A 21597-nucleotide genomic window follows, 5' to 3' on the forward strand; every position below is an offset into this window, starting at 1 on the left:
GTCAGCCGACGGTCAGCGTCAGCAGCGAACGGGGGACAGTGCGAAGTCCTCCACCCTCGGGGTGGTGATGATCGTGGTCTGACGGGTCTGGGGCTGCCAGCCGTCCTTGGCGACGATCATGTTCAACGGGTTGTGCCGACGGTCCAGCCAGTAGGCGTACTTACCGTTGGCGTCGGTGGCGAACGTCCACGCCATCTCCTTCGCGTTGACCTGGACGATCGCTCCAGGGAGCGGTGACCTGTCACCCTCGCAGCTCGTCCCGGTGACCGTACCCATCAGCTTGCCCCAGGTCTTCGGAGGCTGCGCGTTCATCGTCACCGCCACCGGCTGCACCGTGTACGGCGTGTTCTCCTTGATCGAGACCGACGCGGAGTAGGTACCCGGCTGGTCGACATTCGCCGTCATCCCGACGGTGACCGTGACCTTCTCACCCGGCGCCAGCGTGGCTGCCGTCTTGTCGATCGCCATCCAGCTGACGTCGGCGGCACCCTCGGCGCACTCCTCGAGACCAGGCAGCACCTCGCTGTCCGGAGTCGCGGTGAAGCCGCCGGACGAGCCGCCGACCTTGTAGAAGCCGCACGCCGCGCCACCGCGGTACCGCGGCGTGTTGGCGTTCGGCAGGTTGGACCACGAGTCGGTGGCCGGGTCGTAGGCGAAGCCGGCGTTGGTGACCGCTCCGCCCTGCACACCGCCCACAACGAGGAGCTTGCCGTTCGCGACGGCGAACGAGCTGGCCCAGGTGTCGGCCGGCGCATCCGGGATGGCGGTCCAGGCGTTGGCGCCCGGGTCGAAGGCGTAGCCGGCCTTCTGCGCGGCGGACCCGTCGTTGCCTCCGGAGCAGTAGACGACGCCGTCGATCCCGCCGCAGGAGGCGAAGGCCACCGACTTCGGGTAGTCGGGCAAGGCCTCCCAGGTGTCGCTGCCCGGGTCGTACCGGACGACATCGTTCGACATCGGCGTACAGGACGACGTGGTGCAGCCACCGATGGCGTACAGCTTGCCGTCGACGACTGCCTGCCCGGCCGCGGACCGCGGCGCGGGGTTGTCGGCCTTCTTCGTCCAGGTGTTGGCCGCCGGGTCGTACGACCAGGTGGTGCGGTCGGGGCCGGATGCCGCCCAGCCGCCGGTCGCGATGATCTGCCCGTTCACGACGCCCACCGTCATGGCGTTACGCGCGCCCGGGAGATCGGCGATCGGCGTCCAGCTCTGCGCGATCGGGTCGTAGACGAAGTTCTTCGTCGTGGACGCCGATCCGTTGCCGCCGGCGATCGAGTACACCTTGCCGTCCAGGTTCACCACCCGGTTGTCCATCACGTTCGCCGGGTAGTCCGCGATGTCCGTCCAGGGCTCGGCCTGCGGGCCGACCCCGGCGGTCGCCGTGGCCGCATTGCCGGACGCCGTCGCGGCGAACGACGTCGGGACGTTGAGCCGCTGCTGCGGTGCGCCGCTGGATGCGAGCACCTCCTGCTTGCCCACCCGGGACCCGTCGGCCCGGAGTAGTTCGAAACCGCCGTCCCGCTCGCCGAACTCGATGTCGACGGGGGCCCCGCCGGTGTTGGTCACGGTGAACGTCTTGTTGACCTTGCCGGAGGGCATCTGGACCGTCCCGCTCACCACGGTCGGCTGGATCGACAGCCGGCCGGCCGCGAGCTGGAATTCCGTGGCGGTCGCGCCGTCGGCCTGGACGTTGACGTCCTTGCTCTGGCTGACGTAGCTGCCGGCCTTCGCGGTGAACGGGTGCGCCCCGGTCAGCGACGAGAACATCCAGAAGAAGCCGTCGGGCAGTTCCGTGTCGTCCGGGGTCGCCGCGGTGGTGGTCTTCTCTGCCGGCCGGTCGTCGCTGGTGACGGTGGCGCCGTTGACGTAGCCGTCGTCGTTCTTGTCCCGGACGTGACCGAGCACCAGGCCGCCGTTGATCGGGTCGCAGGTGACCGTGCTACCGATCAGGACGTTGTCGACCTCCCACCACCACTCGAAGGAGGCGTTGTAGTAGTGGAACCGGACCTGGACCTGTGCCTGACCGGCGGCCTGCGGGATCGGAACCTCGGTCACTCGAGGTCCACGCACGTCGGCCGCCTGCCGGAGCACGTTGGTCCAGGTGGCACCGCCGTCGATGCTCAGGTCGACATCGGCGCGATCGGGGCTCAGCCAGTTGAAGTCCTGGTTGAACCGGATCACCGGTGCTGCGACATCGGTCAGGTCGACGACCGGGCTGACGAGCGAGGTGTCCTGCCGCCCACTGGATCCGTACTCGTCGCTGTCGATGATCGCGAAGTTGCCGGTACCGCCGGTCAGATTGCCGCGATTACCGTCGTCGGTGAACTTCCAGACCTGGCCGGTGCCGATGTGGTCCACGACCGACCAGCCAGCCGGCGCGGTGGTGCCGTCGAAGGTCTCGTACTCACCGTCTGAGCCGTACGCGTAGCCGGGCGCCGTCGTACAGGCGTTGACCTGGACCGGTACGGCGACGTTGTGGGTGACGTCGCCCGAGCCGACCATGACCGGCGTCGTGACGGTCTGGTAGCCCGGGTACCGCGGCTCGACCTTCAGGCTGTACGTCGCCTGCGCGGGGACCGTGAAGCTGTAGCGGCCGTTGGCGGGAGTGGTGTAGTCGGACAGACCCGACGGCCCCTCGACGGTCACCTTCGCGTAGAGCGGCCAGCCGTGTCCGGAGCCGTCGGTGACCGTGCCACTGACAGTGACGCTCGGCACCGCCGTCAGCGCGACGTTGAGCGTCGTGGTCACATCCTTGGTGACCGTCGCCGGCACCGTCCTGGCCTCGTAGCCGAACGCTGTCACGGCGACCTGGTAGTCGCCGACCGGGAGAAGGGACGAGTACCTGCCGTCGGCAGCGGTGGTCAGCTGACGGCTCGCCGCGCCGGTCAGGGTCACCGTGGCACCCGCGATCGGGGCATTGGTGGCCGCGTCCGTGATCGTGCCGGCCAGGGTGCCGGTGTCGCCGATCGGGGCGGAGTTCAGCAGCGCGAGGGCGTCCAACCGGCCCTCACCGTAGACGTTGTTGTCGTCCGTGGTGCCACCGCACTGGGTGTCGGCCTTGTCGATCGCCGTGTTGTCCAGCAGCTCACGCGTCGCCGCGACCTCACCGACCAGCGCCGGTGCCGCCGACCACAGCAGCGCGATCGCGCCCGCGAGGTGCGGGGCCGCCATCGAGGTTCCGTTGAAGCTGGCGTAGGCGCTGCCCGGAACGCTCGACCGCACATTGACACCGGGTGCCGAGAGGTTGGGCTTGATCTGGCCGTCCTGCCCGGCGCCGCGCGCCGAGAAGCTGGCGATGTTGTTGTTGATGTCGTACGCGCCGGCCGAGTAGTTGCTGGTCCGGCTGCCCGGAGAGCCGCTGGTCTGGCACGCCGGACCGCTGTTGCCGTTGGACCAGGTCCCGAAGATGCCCGATGCGGTCCAGGCCAGGGTCACGTCCTCCATGAACGGATCGTTGGAGGGCAGGGTCGTCCCCCACGAGTTGTTGATGATGTTCGGCCGCTTGCTGGCATCCGGGTTCTGCCCGTTGAGGTCCCGCGGCTCGAGCATCCACTCGCCGGAGGCGATCAGGGCAGCATCACTGGGGCAGCAGCCGTTCGCCGCGATCCACTTGACCTCGGGTGCCACGCCGATCTTGTTCGCACCGTCGGAGCCGGCCATGGTGCCCATCGTGTGGGTGCCGTGGCCGTTGCTGTCGCAGGGCGCGGCGGCGCAGGACCCGGCGGCCTTGAACCAGTTGTAGTTGTGGTCGAACGTGCCGTCGCCGTTGTTGCCGCGGTAGGAGTTGACCAGCGCCGGGTGGTTGAACTGGACCCCGGTGTCGATGTTCGCCACCGTGATGCCGGCGCCCTCGACGCCATACTGGGACCAGACGTCGTCGGCGTTGATGTTCGCGATGCCCCACTCGAGGGCGTTCACCGTCTTCTCGTCGGTGCCCTGGGTGACCTCGGGCACCTTGTACTCGACCGGTGCGTACAGGCCGTCGACCTCGGCATGGGCCGCGATGCTCAGGGCCATCTCCTGCGATCCGCCACTGACCTTGATGGCGTTGGACGCCCAGAACGTCTGGTACTTCGTACCCGTGGAATCCAGCTCGGCCCGAATCTTGGCCTGGCTCTCGGCGGCCGTCTTCTTCAACGCGTCCGCGACCGCGGTCCCACGCCTCGCCCAGTCCTTGATCGCACTGGCCTGGGTCAGGTCGGCCTTCTGGCCGAAGTGGATCCAGAAGTCGCCTTCGCTCTTGACCTGGAACTGCTTGGTGAGCTCCGGACGGATCTTTTCCGCTGGTGAGATGACATCTGGTCCGGACGGCGCGGCCTGCGCGCCGGTGCCTCCCGTGGCCAGTCCCGTCGCGACGAGGGCGATCGTCGCGACGGCGCTGACCAGCGATCTGGCTGTGCGCCTCCTGTGTGGACGTGTCGACATCGGTTCTGCCTCCTCCAACCCGAGGTGAAGGGTGCAGGAGATCCATCTCCGTGTGGATGAACCGGGCCGACGAACCCCCCGTGCCCCCGGGCGCCGCGCGGTCGCGCCGGCCACCCGAGTGGACACTACGGGCCAACTGAAAGGATGATCAAGAACAGGGAGTGAGCAACTCGTCACCCAAAGGTGAGCTGGCCGCAAGCAGGGCTGACAACTATTGTCACGGCCATGAGGAAGCTGGGCAGTTATTGCCCACCGGTGCCGGGGGTGAAACCCTTCTGACGAAGGACCACGACGACATGGCACGCGGACCCGCTCCTGCCGTCGACCTGTTCCCGCTGGTGATCGCAGTGACCCCGTCGCCGACCGAGCGACAGCGACTCGCGGAGCATCTCGACGGCGTGGCGCCCCTGCTCCTGGTCGCCGACCTCGATGAACTGCGTAGGCTGATCACCGAGCCGCAGCAGCCTGCCGAAGGCTCGCCCACGTCGGCACCCGTCGCCGAGCCCGAGCCGGCCGACACGCTGCTGGTCGACTCGGCCCGCTCCACCGCCCGCTGGCGGGACCGCGAGATCGACCTGACCCGGCTCGAGCACGACCTGCTGACCTGTCTGGCCACCGAACCGGTCCGGGTGTGGAGCTACGCCGAGTTGCATCAAGCGGTCTGGCGCGACGAGGGGCTGCAGCGCAGGGCGGACGTGCAGTCCCTGGTGAAACGACTGCGGCGCAAGCTCAAGGAGATCGGCACCGGCGTCAGCATCGACGCGGTACGCGGTCTCGGCTTCCGACTGGCCGACCACAGACGACCCAGCGTCAGCGGCACCTGACACCTGCCCGGGCCGGAGCCGCAAGATCCTTCCGGTCGTCGACGGCTGCCGTCACGCCCCCATCGAACTAACCGGAGATCACGGTGATCAACCCTCCGGCCCCTGATGCAGGCGCTCCGTAAGGACCGGAATGTCCGGTCCTAACGGAGCACCGACCGGACTTCATCCCCGAAGGGCCGAGCACCCAGGTTTTCGGATTAACGGGCCGACTGGAGCCAGTCCTGGTAGCGCGTGGGTGCCAGGTGCGCGTCCGGGCCCGCGATGAGCACGTCGCCGGTGACGACCGCGAACATGCCGGCCTTGTCGTCGGTGACGACGGTCCGGTCGTCCTGCTTCGCGGCCAGGGTGACCCTGCCGAGTTCGTCGAGGGCGAAGACGTCCGGGCCGGCGACGTTGCGGATGCCCTGCAGCGGCGTGCCGGTGGCGACGTCGACGACCGCGTCGACGACGTCCGCGGCGGCCATCGGCTGAACACGGGTAGCGGGCAGGCGAACCGTGGTGTCGTCGGAGGTCCAGGACAAGACCGCGTTCACGAACTCGAAGAACTGCGTGGCACGCACGATGGAGTACGGCGTGGGCCCCTGCCGGAGCAGGTCTTCCTGCAGCGTCTTGGCACGGTAGTAGTCCAGCTGGGGCACCTGGTCCACACCGACGATCGAGAGGACCACCTGGTGACGGACGCCGGCACGCTCCCCGGCGGCCAGCAGGTTGTTCATGGAGGTACGGAAGAAGCCCAGGGAGGCCTCGTCGAAGGTCGGCGAGTTCGCCACGTTGACAACGACCTCGGCGCCCTCCAGCGCCTTGTCCACGCCCTCTCCCGTGATCAGGTCGACGCCGGTGGACGGCGCCGCGGGGACGGCCTCGTGTCCGGCCGCGGTCAGCTTCTGGACCACCTGCGAGCCGATCAGTCCGGTACCGCCGATGACTGTGATCTTCATGGCTCTCACCCTTCCACGACGTGCCGCGTGGCACGCCAACTTCGCCGAGGACACGGCCCCGAACTCGGATACCTTCTGTCCGAGACACTAACCGGATAGTCTTTGTCCGAGTCAAGTGGGGGGTAGCGTGAAGCTGTCAGGTGGGGTCGAGTGGGCACTGCACTGCTGCGTGGTGCTGACCACGGCGACAGAACCCGTGCCCGCTGCCCGGCTCGCGGAACTACATGACGTCTCCGGCAGCTACCTGGCCAAACAGCTGCAGGCACTCTCCCGCGCCGGCCTCGTGACCTCCGTCCAGGGCAAGGCGGGCGGATACGTCCTGACCAGGGCACCCGAACTGATCACCATCCTGGACGTCGTCACTGCCGTCGACGGCGCTCAGCCCGCGTTCGTATGCACCGAGATCCGCCAGCGCGGCCCCCTGGCGGCACCTCAGGAGGCCTGCACCCGGCCGTGCCCCATCGCTCGCGCGATGGCCGGCGCCGACGCCGCCTGGCGTGCCGCCCTGCAAGCGATATCCGTCGCGGACCTCGCCAGGGGCGTGGACGAGGACTACGGCCCTTCTGCGCTCGCCGGCATCCGCACCTGGCTCAGCCCGACCGACGGCGATAGCGCGATCGTCGAGCAGGGGTAGACGCGCGAGGCGATGTCAGCCTCCGCCGGAGACGTACGAGGCGCGGGCGGTGATCGCGCCGCTGCGACCGGAGCCCGGCGGGTTTCGGGGGCGGTGGCCTCAGCTCGCGACCAAGGGTATGGACGGCGACCGAGGGGGAATGCGGACCGAAAGCAGGCAGCGAGGCAGCCAGCATCCTCGGCCCCGCCACCCGCGGGTGGGGCTGCCGAGATGTCTCGGAGGGTCGATGTCGGATGGACCAGCGGGATTGAGCGGGCCGGCGCCGCCGGATGACGTGGTGGAGTTGCGCGTGCACGGGGTCTCCGCCGCGGGCGCCAGCCAGGTGTTGGACCGGCCGCACGTACAGCAGGTCGCGGGGGATCGCAGCGGGGGCTTCTACCGGCCTCAATCCGACTGCCCGCACGGCAACGGCGCCGGCGGGGTGACCCTGGAGGCGTACCGGTGGAGTGACCTGCCCTCCGGCACCGCGGTTCGGACCCTGTCGCTGGTGTTCCTGCTGCCGTTCATGCTGCTCAACGTGGCGATCTGGATGCGCCCGGGATACCCCGCTTCCGATGCGGTGGTCAGATCTCTGTGCCGGGTGCTGGGACTCACCCTGACCGCGCTGTACGTGCTTGTCGCCGTTGGCGTCGCGCTGGATCTGGTTGCCTGGCAGTGCATGTCCTCCTCAGCCTGCATGTCTGGTCGTAGCTGGCTGTCCTGGCTGGGTGAACGCCCCACCGGGTTGCGGTTGGCGGTGCTCGCGCTGGTCCCGGCCGCTGCCATCGGCCTGATCTGGTGGGCCAGCACGCGCCCGGGGCGGTCGTACGAGGCGTTCCGGGCGCCGGAACGCACGATGTCCGGGCACCGGCTCAGCACGGTGGGCCAGTGGGACGCCGAGCCGCTGGTGGGACGCCTGCGCTCGATCCACGTCGCTGCGGCGTTCGCGACCCTGGACGTCAGCCTGCTCGTCGCCCGGGCCGCACAGGACGCCTCGGCGGCCACCATCGTGTTGGCGGTGGCGACGGGGGCGGTCCTGGCCACCTGTGTGGCCCTGCTCTGCATGCCCCCGCTGATCGACCGGGCCCCCGCGAATCGGCGGCTCGACGCCGCCGCCCGCGTGCTGCGGACGATCGCCGTCGGTCTCACCATCGTGGTCCCCGCCCATGTCCTGGCCACCCCCACGCGCTGGCAGGAGGGGGGTGGCCTGCCCGGCTACGGCTCGACGCTCACCTGGCTGTTCATCGCTCATGCCGGGCTGCTGGCCGCGCTGGCATCCGCGTTGCTGTGGCGCCGGGACCGACAGCCGGGTCGCACGCCGCTACTCGGGCTGGGGGCGCTGGCGACCGCGGCCGTGGCCGCAGGTCTCGCGGTGGCGTTCTCCGCCGGCCTCGTCCACCGGGTGGCCGACTTCCTGGACCGCAACGCCTCAACCGCGGAAGGCCTGGTCCCCCGCCCACCGCGGGCCTACACCTGGGCGATCTTCGGCTTCTTCCGGGCGCTGCTGATCACGCTGGTCGTCGCCGCCCTGGTGACCCTGATCTCCCGACGCGGCCGGTCCCGCGCGGCGGCCGCGATCGTCGCGCGCGACTTCCCGGACCCGCCGGCGGAGGCCGCGCCCCGGCTGCGGCAGGTGCGGGAGGCCATCGTCCGGGCCCGGTTCACCGAATGGCTGTTCCCGCTGGCCGTGGTCTACGCCTGCCTCGCCGGGCTCGCGGCGGCAACCACCGCACTGGATCTGCTGGGGCTGTATCCGGGCGACGTCATCGAACGGTACGCGCGGGTGCCGACCGACCTGATCAACTTCGGCATCGGGTTGGGCAGCTACGTAATCGCGGCGACCATACTCGGCCTGGCCATCGGCGGGATCTTCGCGTTCCGGACCGCCGGGTTCCGGCGCCATGTGGGCGTGCTGTGGGACCTGGGCACCTTCTGGCCCCGGGCCGCCCACCCCTTCGCGCCGCCCTGCTACGTGGAACGGGCTGTGCCGGAGCTGGCACGACGCATCACTTACCTGGTCGGACGTGGCAACGCGGTCCTGATTGCCGGGTACAGCCATGGGTCGGTCCTGCTCGCCGCCACCATCCTCCAACTGCCGCCCCAGGTCACCGGCCGGGTCGCCCTGCTCACCTACGGCTCACCACTGCGCCGGCTCTACGCCCGGCTCTTCCCCGCCTACATCGACGACGAAATGATGCACGAGGTGGGTGGTCGGGTCGGCTGGCGATGGTTGAACCTGTGGCGCGACACCGACCCCCTCGGCGGATGGATCTTCTCCGCCCACCGGCCGGACTCGCCGCTCACCGTCACCGGCCCGGCAGCAACGGTGGACCGCCGGCTCCGAGACCCCGACGACGTGGTCACGCCACCCAGCGACAGCGTCCCGCCACCGATCAAGGGACACTGGTCCGCCGAGTCCGACGAGGCGTTCGCCGAGGCGGCACGGGAACTGGTCGAGCGCCTCCGCAAGCCGATGGCCCGAGGGCCTCATCCGGCCGACCCACGCGCCGGACGCTGAGTTCGACGCGAGGAGGTACACCCGGCCGCCGAGGCAGCCCCTACCCTGCTTGAGCTTGCTGACAGGCGCACGGCAGACTCGTGGCATGACGCGAGGCATTGCCCTGGTCCGGCAACCCAGCGGCCGGCTGGCCGAGGGGCTGGTCACCCACATCGAGCGCACGGACGTGGATGTCGAGCGAGCCCGGCGTCAGCACGACGCGTACCGGGCCGCGCTCGCCGAAGCCGGCTGGCAGGTGCGCGACGTCGCCCCCGCCGACCACTGCCCCGACTCGGTGTTCGTCGAGGACACCCTCGTGGCCTGCGACGACCTGGCGGTCATCACGCGGCCGGGCGCGCCCCAGCGCCGTCCGGAGATCCCCGGCGCGGAGAAGGCGGTGCGCGACGCCGGGCTGGAGATCGCGCGCATCGAGGCTCCCGGGACGCTGGACGGCGGCGACGTGCTGCAGGTCGGCACCACCGTGTACGTAGGCCTGGGCGGCCGTACCAACAGCGAGGGCGTAGCCCAGCTGCGCGCCCACCTGGCGACCCGCGGGCGCACGGTGATCCCGGTCCCGCTGCGCGACGTGTTGCACCTCAAGTCGGCCGTGACCGCGCTGCCCGACGGCACCCTCCTCGCGCTGCCGGAACTGTTCGACGCGACCCCGCTCCGCCAGCCGGTGCGCGAGGTCGACGAGGAGGCCGGCTGCCACGTCGTACCCCTCGGTGACGACCTGGTGCTGCTGGCCGCGTCGGCGCCGCGCACCGCGGCGCTCGTGGCCGACCTCGGCTTCACGCCGGTCGTCGTCGACATCAGCGAGTACGAGAAGCTCGAAGGCTGCGTGACCTGTCTGAGCGTGCTGATTCCCAAGGTCTGACCCCACCTCGGCCGGACGTGGCCGGAGAGAGGATGAGCGATGAGGCTTGGCCTGCACTACTGGAACTTTTCCACGCCCGCCGACCCCTCTGAGACGGCCGCGACACTGGCGGAGACCGCCCGGATCGCGGAGCAGGCTGGTGTCGCCACGTTCACGGTCATGGACCACTACTTCCAGATGGAGTTCAGGACGTCGGCCGAGGAGCCGATGCTCGAGGCCTACACCACGCTGGGCTACCTGGCCGCGAAGACTGACCGGATGACGCTCGGGGTGCTCGTCACCGGGGTGATGTACCGCTACCCGGGACTCCTCGCCAAGATCGTCACCACGCTCGACGTGCTCTCTGGCGGGCGGGCCCGGCTCGGCATCGGCGCGTCGTGGTACGACCGCGAGCAGCGTGGCCTCGGCGTACCGGTCGTCCCGATCAGCGAGCGCTTCGAACGGCTCGAGGAGACCTTGCAGATCTGCTTGCAGATGTGGAGCGACAACGACGGCCGGTTCGACGGCAGGCACTACCAACTGGCCGAGACCCTGTGCGTGCCGGCACCGATCACCCGACCGCACCCGCCGATCATGATCGGCGGTGGCGGCGAGAAGAAGACGCTGCGGCTCGCGGTTCGCTACGCCGACTCGTGCAACCTGTTCGGCAACAGCCCGGCCGAGGTCGCCCACAAGCTCGACGTACTTCGCAAACACTGTGCCGCCGAGGGCCGGGACTACGCCAGCATTGAAAAGACGGTGCTGGTCATGCGACCGCCCCTGGCCGACGTCGACGCCTTTGTGGCCGAGGTGGCCGAGTACGCCGCGCTCGGGGTGACCGAGGTTCAGACGATGCCCGATCGTCACCCGGTGGAGTTCGCGCAGCAACTGGCTGAGCAGCAGGTCGTACCGCGGCTGGCCGACCTCGGCTGAGCCCGGGCGCCTCCGGACCGCCAACGTCGGTCGACTCCGCAGCGACAGCAGTGCGACCACTTCGGTCTACCCCCGGAGAGCGGCACCTGGCTGGCCTTTTACCGGTACTTCCTGATCCGGCCGCGGCGCATCCAGGCCTGGCGTGAGGCGAACGAGCCGCGGGGACGCGACCTCATGCGCGACGGCCGCCGGCTCGGCTGACCGCCGCACGGGAACACCCCCGCCCCGCGCACACGCCCGCAGGTCAATCGACGGTTGTCTCTAGCGCGAACGACGCCCGGGTGGTAGGAATCTGCCAAGCAGTTCGTCGAGGGCGAAGATTTCCCACCGAGAGGGCGTCGAGGATGAGAAGGATCGTGGCCAGCCTCATGCTCGCCGCCGTCGGTCTGGCCGTGGCGGCTACACCGACGTGGGCGGCCCCCGCGGAGGAACGGGCCCTCAGCTACCGCGGCTACCGCCTGTCGGTGCCGGCCGACTGGCAGGTGGTCGACCTGTCCACCGACCCGCACGCCTGCGTCCGGTTCGACCGGCCCGCGGTCTACCTCGGCCATCCGGGCGACGAGCCCTGGTGCCCCTCCCGGCTCGTCGGGCGAACGGCAGGGCTGATCATCGAGCCACTCGACTCCGTCACCGCCGAGCGGCTCACGGCGGACACCGCGATCACGGGGAGCGGGAAGGCGACCGCTGGCAGCCCGGCGTCCCGCGACGGATCGATCCAGATCGCGGTGCGCGACGCGGGTGTGCTCGTCACCGCCCTGCACACGCCGGACACCGAGCCGGCGGTCCGACGGATCCTGGCCTCCGCCCGGCTCGGCCCGGGAGCCACGCCGGTGCCGGTGGGCGACGTACGCACCGACGCGGGGCCCGCCACGGTGACGTCGGCGGCGGCGTCCGACCCGCAGCCGGGCACCTACACCGGCAGGGGCTTCGACACGTGCACCGCCCCGTCGCAGTCCACGATGGACGCGTGGCGGAACGCTTCGCCCTACCGGGCCATCGGCATCTACATCAGCGGCTCCAGCCGCTCCTGCACGCAGGCCAACCTGACCGCGAGCTGGGTGACCAACCAGACCAGCAACGGCTGGCACCTCATCCCCATCGAACTCGATCGCCAGGCGCCGTGCGGCACCCGCACGCCGAAGATGTCGTACGACCCGGCCACGGCCCGGTCCGAGGGAGCGGTCCGCGCCAACAGTGCGGTGAGCGCGGCCCAGGCGCTGGGCATCCCTGCCGGGAGCGTCATCTACAACGACATCGAGCACTACCCGTCGAGTGAGCCGTGCAAGGCGGCCGTGCTCTCGTACCTCTCCGGCTGGACCGAACGGCTCCACGCGCTCGGCTACCTCTCGGGCATGTACTCCAGCGGATCCTCCGGGGTCCGGGACCTGTGCAGCGCCTATCACGACAGCCGGTACACCCGCGTCGACCATCTCTTCTTCGCCTGGTGGAACGGCGTGGCCGACACCGACGCCGGCGACTACTGCTTGGACGCCTACTACGCCGACCGGCAACGCATCCACCAGTACACCGGTGACAGCTACGAGACCTGGGGCGGCGTACGGATCTACATCGACCGCGACTACCTCGACGTCTCGACCGGCACCACGACGCCACCGGACGGGTCCAGCATCACGATCGACAACACCACCACGGGCCGGTTCACGGCGAGCGCGAACTGGGGCACGTCGGCTTACTCCGGTCAGCGGCACGGTCCCGACTACCGGTTCGCCACCCCGACCCCCACCAGCGATATCGCCTGGTTCCGGGCGGACGTACCGGAGACCGGCTTCTACCAGATCTCGGTCTGGTACCCGGCCGACCCGGGCTACAACGACTCGACCCCGTACATCGTGGCCACCACGAGCGGCAACCAGACGGTGCGGGTGAACCAGCGTCTCGACGGCGGCCGGTGGGTGTCGCTCGGCGTGTTCACCCTTTCCGCGGGCGACCGCAACACGGTGGGAGTGAGCCGGTGGACCAGCGGCACCGGCTACGTCATCGCCGACGCTGTCCGCATCACCCGGGTCTGACGGACGATTCAGACAATTCATGCCGGCGCTGGAGCTGTCGCCAGATGTGTACGCCCCAAGCGCGTCGGCGGTTGTAAGGTCGACGCCTTGATCGGCGAGAGGGCGGCGGCAGGACATGCGCGTGACGATGACCAGCGCTGCGGCACGGACCGGCCGCCCGAACGAGGACTTCACTGGTGCCGTACCGACGGCGGCGGTGCTGATCGACGGCGCCGGCATCCCCGGCACCGAGGCGATCTGCCGGCACGGCGTGGCCTGGTACGCCAGCCGCCTGGGAGGCACTCTCCTCAGCCTCTTGTCACTCGTGCGGGACCGCAGCCTTTCGGCGCTGCTCGCCGAGGCCATCGAGCAGGTGACGGACGATCACCGGGACACCTGCGACGTCGCCAACCCCATCAGCCCGTCGGCGACCGTAGCCATCCTGCGCCTGTCCGACGGCCTCGTCGAGCACCTGGTGCTCGGTGACTCGTTCCTCGTGCTCGACAAAGCAGGCGGTACGCCGCTCGTCGTCTCCGATCCCCGGGAGGTGATCATCAGCCGGTCGTACCAGTCCGCCCTCGAGGCCGCCGAAGAGGATAGCGACGAGTACCACCGAATCCTCCGAGACCTGCGGGCCAACCGGAACCAGCCGGGCGGCTTCTGGCTGGCCAAGGACGACCCGCGGGCGGCGGACGAGGCGATCACCGGAAGCTGTCCGATCTCCGAGCTGACCGGTGCCGTCCTGCTCAGCAATGGAGCCAGCCGCATCGTGGACCGCTTCCGGCTCGCCGACTGGCCAGGGGTCACGGCCGTCCTGGCGTCGAGCGGACCCGCCGAAGTCATCCGTCGTGTCCGCCAGGCGGAGGCGCGCCACGCGGTGGCGGCGGACGATGCGACGATCGCACACTGCACGGACCTCGGCGGGGCCTGACTGGCCGCCAACGCACTTTCCAGCTACTGCTCCGGGATACCGGGACCGACCTCGCCACGCTCCAGGTGCTCGACGTTGCGGTCGGCTTCGCTGTCTGCGTGCGCCGCCCCGGTGCCCGGGTCTGTGGTTCGGCGTCCCTCGGCGTCCTGATACAACTCGCCGCTCTCCAGCGCTTGCTCCTCCTGCCGCCGACTCTCGGGTTTTGTCATGACCGCCCAATTACCCTGCGCCTGCACCAGCAAACGACCGCAGCGGACAACGTCCGACACAAGCGGCAACACCCGCAGGACATCGTGAAGCGGTATCCCCACCCCGCGTGTCAGGACGCCTCCGATCCGTACGGCGTTCCCCTCGGTCGAGCCGCTGACCTGGGGGTTATTTCTCCGAATAGTCCATTGGACGATCGCTGGACGAAGATCGCTTGGTGTCGGCCGGCGCCGCATGCCAGCGTTCTCCGCAACCACCCACAGCAGAAAGGGAGAGTTCGTCTTGCGCATTTCGCAGAAGATCGCCGCGCTGGGACTCACGGCGGCCGCCGCCACGGCGGGAGCCCTGGTCAATGCCGCACCCGCGCACGCTGCGCTCTACGGCGGGCAGTGCGGCTCCGGCTATGGCGTCGTCAACCTGATCGACCTTCCCGACCTCCGCGGCACGGTGTACCTGACCTACAACTCGTCCTCCGGGAAGAACTGCGTCGTCACCGTGCGGGAGAAGCCGGGGACCGCCACCCTCATGGAGGCGTACCTCCGCCGTTCCGGCACCTCCTCGTGGGCGAAGGACAGCGGCAACTACACGACCTACGCGGGGCCGGTCTACGTGTCGGCGGCGGGCTCGTGCGTCGACTGGGGCGGCACCATCGGGACTGCCTCCAGGACCCGCTACGGCACCAACTGCGGCTGACCCGACCGACAGACCCGACCGACAGCAAGCACCGGAGGAACCACATGAAGCTCGTCAAGACCGCCACCGCAACCGTCGCCTGCACCGCAACCGTGGTGGCTGGGGCGTTGGCTGCGGCGACCCCGGCGTACGCGGCCACCTACGGGGGCGAGTGCGGGTCCGGCTACGGCGTCGTGAACTCCGCCGCGATCGGCGCCAAGGGGACGGTGTTCCTCACCTACAACTCGTCCACGGGCAAGAACTGCGTGGTCGCCAAGCGGAACACTGCCGGCTCGGCCGTGCTCATCGAGGCAGGCCTGGCGGTCCACCCGGTCGGAAACCACTGGACGGCCTACGAGGGCGGGTACTTCACGTCCTACGCCGGTCCGATCTACCTGTCCGCGGCGGACAAGTGCGTGGACTGGATGGGCCGCATCAGCGGCACCGAGGGCGGCAAGCGCGGCACCAACTGCGGCTGACGCATACGGATGTCTAGGTAAGTCGGCCCCCCGAACCTGCGCACCAGAGTGGTGTGTGGGGGCGAGGAGCGTGAACGGGGGCGAAGCCCAGCCGGTGCGATGCGGCCCCGGCTGGGCTTCGCCGCCTCACCGTCCCGTTCGTAGGCGGCAGGACCGACTGATGGGAACGGGAAACGTACGGGTCGGCGCGGAAGTCACGAGACACCGACCCGTACGTCCAGGAAGACCGGACGCTTGAGGGGGAAGAGCGTTCGTCCCTGCTCGTCGGCCATTTTCCAGTAGATTTTGCATCTTCCCGGCTTGCTGGGGGTCCGGACGGTTACCGCGATGTCCACGGCCTCTCCCGGCTTTGTCTGCGGGATGGTGACCGCCTTCGGCGCTTGGCAGCTTTCTTCGTTCACGCGGGCCAAGAAGCGGTTGGCCCAGAGCACCGTGCCCGTGTTGCGGATCCTCCAGACCTTCGTGAACGAGGAGTTGGGCGGCACCAGACTCCCGTCGGGATAGGTGATGTCGCCTTCGAATTGAGAGTCGTCATGATCAGATGGAGCGGTGACCGCCGGTGTCACGCTGGCATCGCTCTTGTCCGTCTGCCGGCCGGGCACGACGAACGCGAGAACGGCGCCGGCGAGGACAGCCATGGCCGCGGCCACGCCGGCGATCCCGATGCGCCGACGACCGCGCAGCCGGGGCAGTGAAGGCGGTGAAGGCTCGACGGCGGCCGGAGCCGCCTGTCGGCGCCCGCTCTCACCGCTGTCGCCGGTTCGGCCGGTGCTGTCGCCAGTTCGGCCGGTTCCGCCGTTCGGCCTGAACTCCTCGGTCTCGCTGGTCTCGGACGGCGTTCTCTCGAACGCCGCGGACGCCTCCGACGCACCGGGCGGTTCCGGCACCGGATCGGCCGCCGACACGGTGTCCGCCGGATGCCCAACAGCCTTGGCCTGTATCCAGCGCTCCCGCCACTCCTTCTCGGTATCCACCAGGTCGTGGCCCAGCCGGTCGACGGCGAGAACTCGTACGAACTCCCACGTCGTCTCCCAGCTGGGAAGACTCCGACCCTGGGCCGCGGCGGCCAGCGACGACTTCGAGGCGGCCGCGCCCAGGCGCCCGGACATCTCCTCGTATGAGGGATTGCCCGCCTCCTGCTTCAATCGCCAGAGGCGGTCGGCGAAGGCGCCCGCCGGGCCCCGATCAGGATCGGGACGCGTCGGCCGTCGCCCCCGCCGTCGCGGTACCCGATGCTGGCCCTGCGTTTCTCTCTCCACGTCACCCACCTCGTCCGAACCGAGCACGCAAGCACGGCCGCCCATATCCGGCGGCCACGATATCCGTGAGGTGAGTTCCTTCCTCGCTGGCGCAGAGCAGCGCCAAATGCCGGCGGGGACAGAAGCCCAGGTCGCGCCTTTGCGCCGATTCCAGCGGTTCTTGACGTGCCGCATGCCCGTCTCGCGCCAGAAACCCTAACGACCAACGCGAATCAGTCCTGAGCTGCAGCAAAATGGATTCGTGCCATCCGACAAGAGGCAGTACGAGATCTTCACCACTCGACCGGCCGGGTCGCAGGCAGGGCCCCGGCAAAGTCGTCAGGTGATGCCGAGTAGAGCCAGCGGACGAGTGCTGTCGCGGGCGTAGTGGCGGTTGGCGGCAGCGATGTTGGTGACGCCGGCGGTGCGGAGGGCGCCGATGGCGGCGTTGCGCAGGGCGGCCATGACCTGGGCTCCGGTGCCGGTGCGGATCTGGGAACGGTCCTCGTCGTAGGTGACGTCGCGGACCCAGTGGATCTTGTTTTCGATCGACCAGTGGCTGCGGATCCAGCCGGCCAGTTCGGCGGGTTTGGCCTGATGGATGCGCAGGTCGGTGATGGCGTAGACGATCTCGGTGGTGAAGCGTTTCGGCTGGTCGAGGCGTCGTCTGCGGCGACGGATCTGCAGGGCCTGGGCGGCGAGCGGAAATTCGATCCCGGTGGATATCGTCAGGATCTTGAGGGTGCGGATCTCGCGGCGGCCGTGTCCACGGGCGGTGTCGCGGGCAGCGTTCGGCACTGCTGACCAGGGCAGGCCGGCGAGTTGAGCGTGCAGCCGGGGCTGGTTGGCTTTGACGGTCAGGATCCAGTGCGCGCCGCGTTCGGCGAGGTAGTCGACGTGGTCACGCTGGCAGTGCAGGGCGTCGGCGGTGATCACCGTGTCGCGGAGGTCGCCGATCTGGTCGAGCAGCGGCTGGAAGCGGGTGATCTCGTTGGTCTTGCCGTCCACATTGGTGCTTGCCAGGACCACACTGGTGGCATGGTCGCAGGCGGCGAGGACATGCGCGGCAGCGGTGTCGGTGGTTCGGGAGCCCCGCAGCGTCTTGCCGTCCACGGCGACCGCCCGCCTGCTCGCTGGTGATGTGACCGCGGTTCGCGCGGCGAGCCACCCGCCGATGGCCGTGGTGAGCAGGTCCGGGTCCAGGGCCTGCAACAGGCGGCGGATCATCGCCTCCGACGGGCGCCGGTCCGGGGCGATACCCAACGCCAACGCGGTGGAGTCCGGGACGTCGGCGACCCACTCGGCGATCGCGGTGTAGGAGCGGTAACCAGCCGCCACAGCGCACACCGCCGCGGTCACCACGACGACCAAGCCATGCCGCACGCCCCGGCGGGCACGAGGATCCGGCAGTTCGGCCAACGCGGCGGACAACCCAGCAGCGGTTTCGGGCACCGTGACAGCCGGTGCGCCAGACAACGACGAGATCAGCGATGATGGCAGCGCGGGCATGACTCACTTCGGACGATCAACAAGGCGTAGGAACCTCGATGATCATCTGAACCGGTCATGCCCGCCCTGCTACCACCAGCAAGGGCGCGTCTACACCAACCCCATCAAGCCGGACACCTTCACGACTTTGCCGGGGCCCTGGGGTCGCAGGGGTCAGGCGTTCCTTCACACCCGTGACGGCTGCCCGAGGTGGCATCGGTGGTTGCCAAGAATCTTCCGGCTGGTTGTCGGATCCGGTCGCTCGCCGGTCGTCTGGTTGGTGAAGGCACACCAACAGAGGAGGATCGCCGATGACGGCGTCAGCCAGCCCCGACCCGATTCCCGACACCTACCGCCGCGTCACGCCCTGCCTGGTCGTACACGGCGCTGCGAAGGCGCTGCGGTTCTACGCCGACGTGTTCGGTGCGATCGAGCGAATGCGGTTCCCCGGCCCCGACGGCAGCATCGCCCACGCCGAGATTCAGATCGGCGACGCGGTGGTCATCGTCGAAGACGAGGATCCGCAGCGCGGAACGACCGCTCCGCCGGCCGGTGGCCTGCCCGGCACCCCTGTCTTCCAGTTCATCTACGTCGAGGACGTCGACACGACGGTGGCGCGGGCGGTCGAGCTCGGCGCGACGATGCAGCGCTCGCCGGAGAACCAGTTCTACGGTGACCGGGACGCCTTCATCGTCGATCCGTTCGGGCACGGCTGGACCGTTGCCACGCACATGGAGGATGTGAGCCCCGAAGAGATGTCCCGGCGTATGGCCGCCCTGTTCGCATAGACCCGACGGAGGACCGATGAAGTACGTACTGATGTTCGTCGACACGGAGCAGTTCGCCGCGGACCTGGCCGCCATGGACGAGTCCGAGCGGGAACGTGCCTACGCCCGCGTGCGGCAGTGGTTCGCCGACCACCACGACAAGATCAGCCACCACGCCCACCTCATGCCGCCGGACACCGCCACCACCCTGCGGCTGGATCGGGGCGAGCCGTTGGTCTCCGACGGGCCGTTCGTGGAAGGCAAGGAGATCATCAGTGGCTACGCGGAGATCGAGGTGGCTGATCTCGACGAGGCCCTGCGCCTGGCGAAGTCGTGGCCGGCCTGTCCGGTGGTGGAGATCCGACCCATCGCCGGATGACTCAACCGACACACGCCGAGCTCGCCCGCGTGGTCCGCGATCACGCGGGCCGGCTCGCCGCGTCCCTGGTCCCTCTGGTCGGCGACTTCACCGCCGCCGAAGATCTCGTACAGGACGCCATCGAGGCCGCGCTGACGCACTGGCCCGTCGAGGGCATCCCAGACCGGCCGGACGCATGGCTGTTCACCGTGGCCCGCCGTCGCGGCCTCGACCAGCTCCGCCGGGAGCACCGCCACCGGCAGAAGATCGCCCTGGTGCCGTGGCCGGCCGAGCCGCAACCCGACGACCGCCTGCGGCTGATCTTCACCTGCTGCCACCCTGCCCTGCCCCGCACGGCCCAGGTCGCCCTGACCCTCCGGGTGGTGTGCGGGCTGACCACCGCACAGATCGCCAAGGCGTTCCTCGTACCGGAGAGCACCGTCGGCCAGCGCATCACCCGCGCGAAGCGGAAGATCAGCGACGCCGGCATCCCCTACCGGATCCCGTCCCCTGAGGAGTTCGGCTCCCGCCTCGCCGAGGTCCTCGCCGTGATCTACCTGTTGCTCAACGAGGGCTACCTGTCCACCGGCGGCGATCGCGCCCAGGCCCGAGACCTCGCCGACGACGCCGAGTTCCTCGCCGCACTGCTGCACCAGCTCATGCCCACCGAACCCGAGGTCGCCGGCCTGCTCGCCCTGATCCGGCTGCACCGAGCCAGAACCACCGCCCGCTTCGACCACAACGACGAGATCGTGCAACTCCAGCACCAGGACCGGTCACTCTGGAACCACCAGGCCATCGCCGACGCCGGCCGGCTGATCGCCCGTGCCGCAGCACAGAAACGACCAGGCCCGTACCAACTGCAAGCCGCGATCGTCGCCTGTCACGCCGAAGCCCCGCGGTGGGAGGACACCGACTGGACCCAGATCGCCGTGCTGTACGACATGCTGCTGCACCTGGCGCCGTCACCGGTCACCGGGCTTCACCGGGCAATCGCTCTGCGATACGTCACCGGGTCGGCGGCCGCGCTCGCCGAAGTCGACCGCCTGGCCGACGATCTGAACGACTACCACCTCTTCCACGCCACCCGCGCCGAACTGCTTCGTGACATGGGCGACCATGCCCAGGCACGAGCCGCCGACCAGCGGGCCCTAGCCCTGACCGCCAACCCTGCCGAACGATCCCTCCTGCGCCAGCGACTCAACTGGGCCTGAACCGGCGAGGGCATGCCCACACCATCAATGCAGCAAAGGGGATATCATCGCCCAGTGGCGATTGGTTATGCACCTGGCTTGGCGCCCGCCGTGGCGTTGTTCCGGTCCCTCGGTGATCCGACCCGGCTGGCCATCCTGCGCCGGATCGCGACTGCAGAGGCCCGGGTGGTAGACCTGACGGGCGAGTTGGGGATGGCGCAGTCGACGGTGTCCAAGCACCTGGCGTGTCTTCGGGACTGCGGGCTGATCGACTACCGGGTTGAGGGTCGCCAGTCGTTCTATGCGCTGACCCGGCCGGAACTACTGGACCTGCTTCGCTCGGCGGAACAACTCCTGGCCGCCACGGGCGAGGCAGTCGCCCTCTGCCCGGTCTACGGGACTCCGGCCGACTCCACGACGGAGGTAACGGCGTGAGCACCTCGATCCTGACCCCGGAGCGGCGGGCCGCACTGTCGCGGCGCAGCCTGTGGCTGGCCTACGCCACCGCCGGCTACAACCTCCTGGAGGGCCTGGTCGCCATCGCCGCCGGCACGACGGCCTCGTCCACGGCGCTGATCGGCTTCGGGCTGGACTCGTTCGTCGAGGTGTCCAGCGCCGCCGTGCTGATCTGGCAGTTCCGCTCCCGCGTACCCGAGGACCGGGAACGGTTTGCCCTGCGGCTGATCGGCGTGTCGTTCTTCGCCCTGGCCGCCTGGGTGTCCGTCGATGCCGTCCGCTCGCTGCTGGCCGGCGGAGACGCTGACGCCAGCCCGGTCGGCATCGGTCTTGCCCTCGCGTCGCTGCTCGTCATGCCGCTGCTCGTACGGGCCAAGCGGCGTACCGGCCGCGAACTCGGCTCGGCAACGGTCATGGCCGACTCGACGCAGACGATGCTGTGCACCTACCTGTCCGCGGTGCTGCTCGTCGGGCTGATCCTCAACGCCGCCTTCGGCTGGTCGTGGGCCGACCCGATCGCCGCGCTGGTCATCGCCGCAGTCGCGGTCAAGGAAGGCGTGGAAGCGTGGCGCGGCGAGCACTGCGACGACTGCGCACCCCTCCCCGCCGCCGAGGGCTCAGGCTGCGCCGACGGCTGCTGCACCGACGGAAAGGCATGACGGTCGGGCCGAAGTCACCCGATCCTTCCGGTCGTCGACGGCTGCCGCCACGCCCTC

19 protein-coding genes are annotated in these 21597 nt (G+C 69.5%); 14 read left to right on the plus strand and 5 right to left on the minus strand.

What is annotated here, in order from left to right:
- Positions 1–18: 18 nt before the first annotated feature.
- A complete protein-coding gene (locus ACTMS0_RS17290; protein WP_441156237.1) occupies positions 19–4422 on the minus strand; it encodes a S8 family serine peptidase in 4404 nt (1467 codons plus the stop codon).
- 296 nt (positions 4423–4718) lie between these two features.
- Here ACTMS0_RS17290 and ACTMS0_RS17295 point away from each other — a divergent pair, with 296 nt between their 5' ends.
- Positions 4719–5246 (plus strand): winged helix-turn-helix domain-containing protein, encoded by a 528-nt coding sequence (locus ACTMS0_RS17295; protein ID WP_441156238.1) that lies wholly within the window; start codon positions 4719–4721, stop codon positions 5244–5246.
- A 197-nt stretch (positions 5247–5443) separates the two neighbouring features.
- Here the strand turns inward: ACTMS0_RS17295 and ACTMS0_RS17300 are convergent, their stop codons facing one another.
- A complete protein-coding gene (locus tag ACTMS0_RS17300; RefSeq protein WP_441156239.1) occupies positions 5444–6184 on the minus strand; it encodes an SDR family oxidoreductase in 741 nt (246 codons plus the stop codon).
- 127 nt (positions 6185–6311) lie between these two features.
- On the opposite strand from ACTMS0_RS17300, the gene ACTMS0_RS17305 reads away from it, so the two are divergent.
- The 6 genes from ACTMS0_RS17305 (at position 6312) to ACTMS0_RS17330 (ending at position 14023) form a co-directional block, all read left to right on the plus strand.
- Positions 6312–6818 (plus strand): RrF2 family transcriptional regulator, encoded by a 507-nt coding sequence (locus ACTMS0_RS17305; RefSeq protein WP_441156240.1) that lies wholly within the window; start codon positions 6312–6314, stop codon positions 6816–6818.
- A 226-nt stretch (positions 6819–7044) separates the two neighbouring features.
- Complete coding sequence (locus tag ACTMS0_RS17310; RefSeq protein WP_441156241.1) at positions 7045–9315, plus strand: hypothetical protein; 2271 nt, start codon at positions 7045–7047, stop codon at positions 9313–9315.
- 85 nt (positions 9316–9400) lie between these two features.
- Positions 9401–10171: a dimethylargininase gene (gene ddaH / locus ACTMS0_RS17315; RefSeq protein WP_441156242.1), complete on the plus strand. Its 771-nt coding sequence runs from the start codon at positions 9401–9403 to the stop codon at positions 10169–10171.
- Positions 10172–10210: 39 nt separating this feature from the next.
- On the plus strand, positions 10211–11083 hold the full coding sequence (locus tag ACTMS0_RS17320) for an LLM class F420-dependent oxidoreductase (RefSeq protein WP_441156243.1): 873 nt from the start codon (positions 10211–10213) through the stop codon (positions 11081–11083).
- Between the two features lie 344 nt (positions 11084–11427).
- Positions 11428–13113 (plus strand): glycoside hydrolase domain-containing protein, encoded by a 1686-nt coding sequence (locus ACTMS0_RS17325; protein WP_441156244.1) that lies wholly within the window; start codon positions 11428–11430, stop codon positions 13111–13113.
- 127 nt (positions 13114–13240) lie between these two features.
- Positions 13241–14023: a hypothetical protein gene (locus ACTMS0_RS17330; protein WP_441156453.1), complete on the plus strand. Its 783-nt coding sequence runs from the start codon at positions 13241–13243 to the stop codon at positions 14021–14023.
- A gap of 23 nt (positions 14024–14046) precedes the next feature.
- Here ACTMS0_RS17330 and ACTMS0_RS17335 read toward each other — a convergent pair whose 3' ends face one another.
- Entirely contained in the window at positions 14047–14520 is a 474-nt protein-coding gene (locus ACTMS0_RS17335) for a hypothetical protein (RefSeq protein ID WP_441156245.1), read from the minus strand.
- On the opposite strand from ACTMS0_RS17335, the gene ACTMS0_RS17340 reads away from it, so the two are divergent.
- Positions 14513–14923, plus strand: coding sequence for a hypothetical protein (locus ACTMS0_RS17340; protein WP_441156246.1), 411 nt, complete (start codon positions 14513–14515; stop codon positions 14921–14923). The two genes, ACTMS0_RS17335 and ACTMS0_RS17340, sit on opposite strands and share 8 nt — an antisense overlap.
- A gap of 44 nt (positions 14924–14967) precedes the next feature.
- Positions 14968–15381: a hypothetical protein gene (locus ACTMS0_RS17345; protein ID WP_441156247.1), complete on the plus strand. Its 414-nt coding sequence runs from the start codon at positions 14968–14970 to the stop codon at positions 15379–15381.
- 194 nt (positions 15382–15575) lie between these two features.
- Here ACTMS0_RS17345 and ACTMS0_RS17350 read toward each other — a convergent pair whose 3' ends face one another.
- Both ACTMS0_RS17350 and ACTMS0_RS17355 read right to left on the minus strand, forming a co-directional pair.
- Positions 15576–16526 (minus strand): NBR1-Ig-like domain-containing protein, encoded by a 951-nt coding sequence (locus tag ACTMS0_RS17350; protein ID WP_441156248.1) that lies wholly within the window; start codon positions 16524–16526, stop codon positions 15576–15578.
- Positions 16527–16958: 432 nt separating this feature from the next.
- Positions 16959–18128, minus strand: coding sequence for an ISAs1 family transposase (locus ACTMS0_RS17355; protein ID WP_441156249.1), 1170 nt, complete (start codon positions 18126–18128; stop codon positions 16959–16961).
- Between the two features lie 290 nt (positions 18129–18418).
- Here ACTMS0_RS17355 and ACTMS0_RS17360 point away from each other — a divergent pair, with 290 nt between their 5' ends.
- Genes ACTMS0_RS17360 through ACTMS0_RS17380 form a run of 5 tightly spaced genes read left to right on the plus strand, consistent with a single transcriptional unit; the run spans position 18419 to position 21540 of the window.
- Positions 18419–18895: a VOC family protein gene (locus ACTMS0_RS17360; protein ID WP_441156250.1), complete on the plus strand. Its 477-nt coding sequence runs from the start codon at positions 18419–18421 to the stop codon at positions 18893–18895.
- 16 nt (positions 18896–18911) lie between these two features.
- Positions 18912–19253, plus strand: coding sequence for a YciI family protein (locus ACTMS0_RS17365; RefSeq protein ID WP_441156251.1), 342 nt, complete (start codon positions 18912–18914; stop codon positions 19251–19253).
- Entirely contained in the window at positions 19250–20446 is a 1197-nt protein-coding gene (locus ACTMS0_RS17370; protein WP_441156252.1) for an RNA polymerase sigma factor, read from the plus strand. The genes ACTMS0_RS17365 and ACTMS0_RS17370 overlap by 4 nt, the downstream gene beginning before the upstream one ends.
- A gap of 54 nt (positions 20447–20500) precedes the next feature.
- A complete protein-coding gene (locus ACTMS0_RS17375) occupies positions 20501–20860 on the plus strand; it encodes an ArsR/SmtB family transcription factor (RefSeq protein WP_441156253.1) in 360 nt (119 codons plus the stop codon).
- Entirely contained in the window at positions 20857–21540 is a 684-nt protein-coding gene (locus ACTMS0_RS17380; protein ID WP_441156254.1) for a cation diffusion facilitator family transporter, read from the plus strand. Before ACTMS0_RS17375 ends, ACTMS0_RS17380 begins: the two co-directional genes overlap by 4 nt.
- Positions 21541–21597 lie beyond the last annotated feature (57 nt).

Source organism: Micromonospora sp. H33 (assembly GCF_052068455.1).
Taxonomy (GTDB): domain Bacteria; phylum Actinomycetota; class Actinomycetes; order Mycobacteriales; family Micromonosporaceae; genus Micromonospora.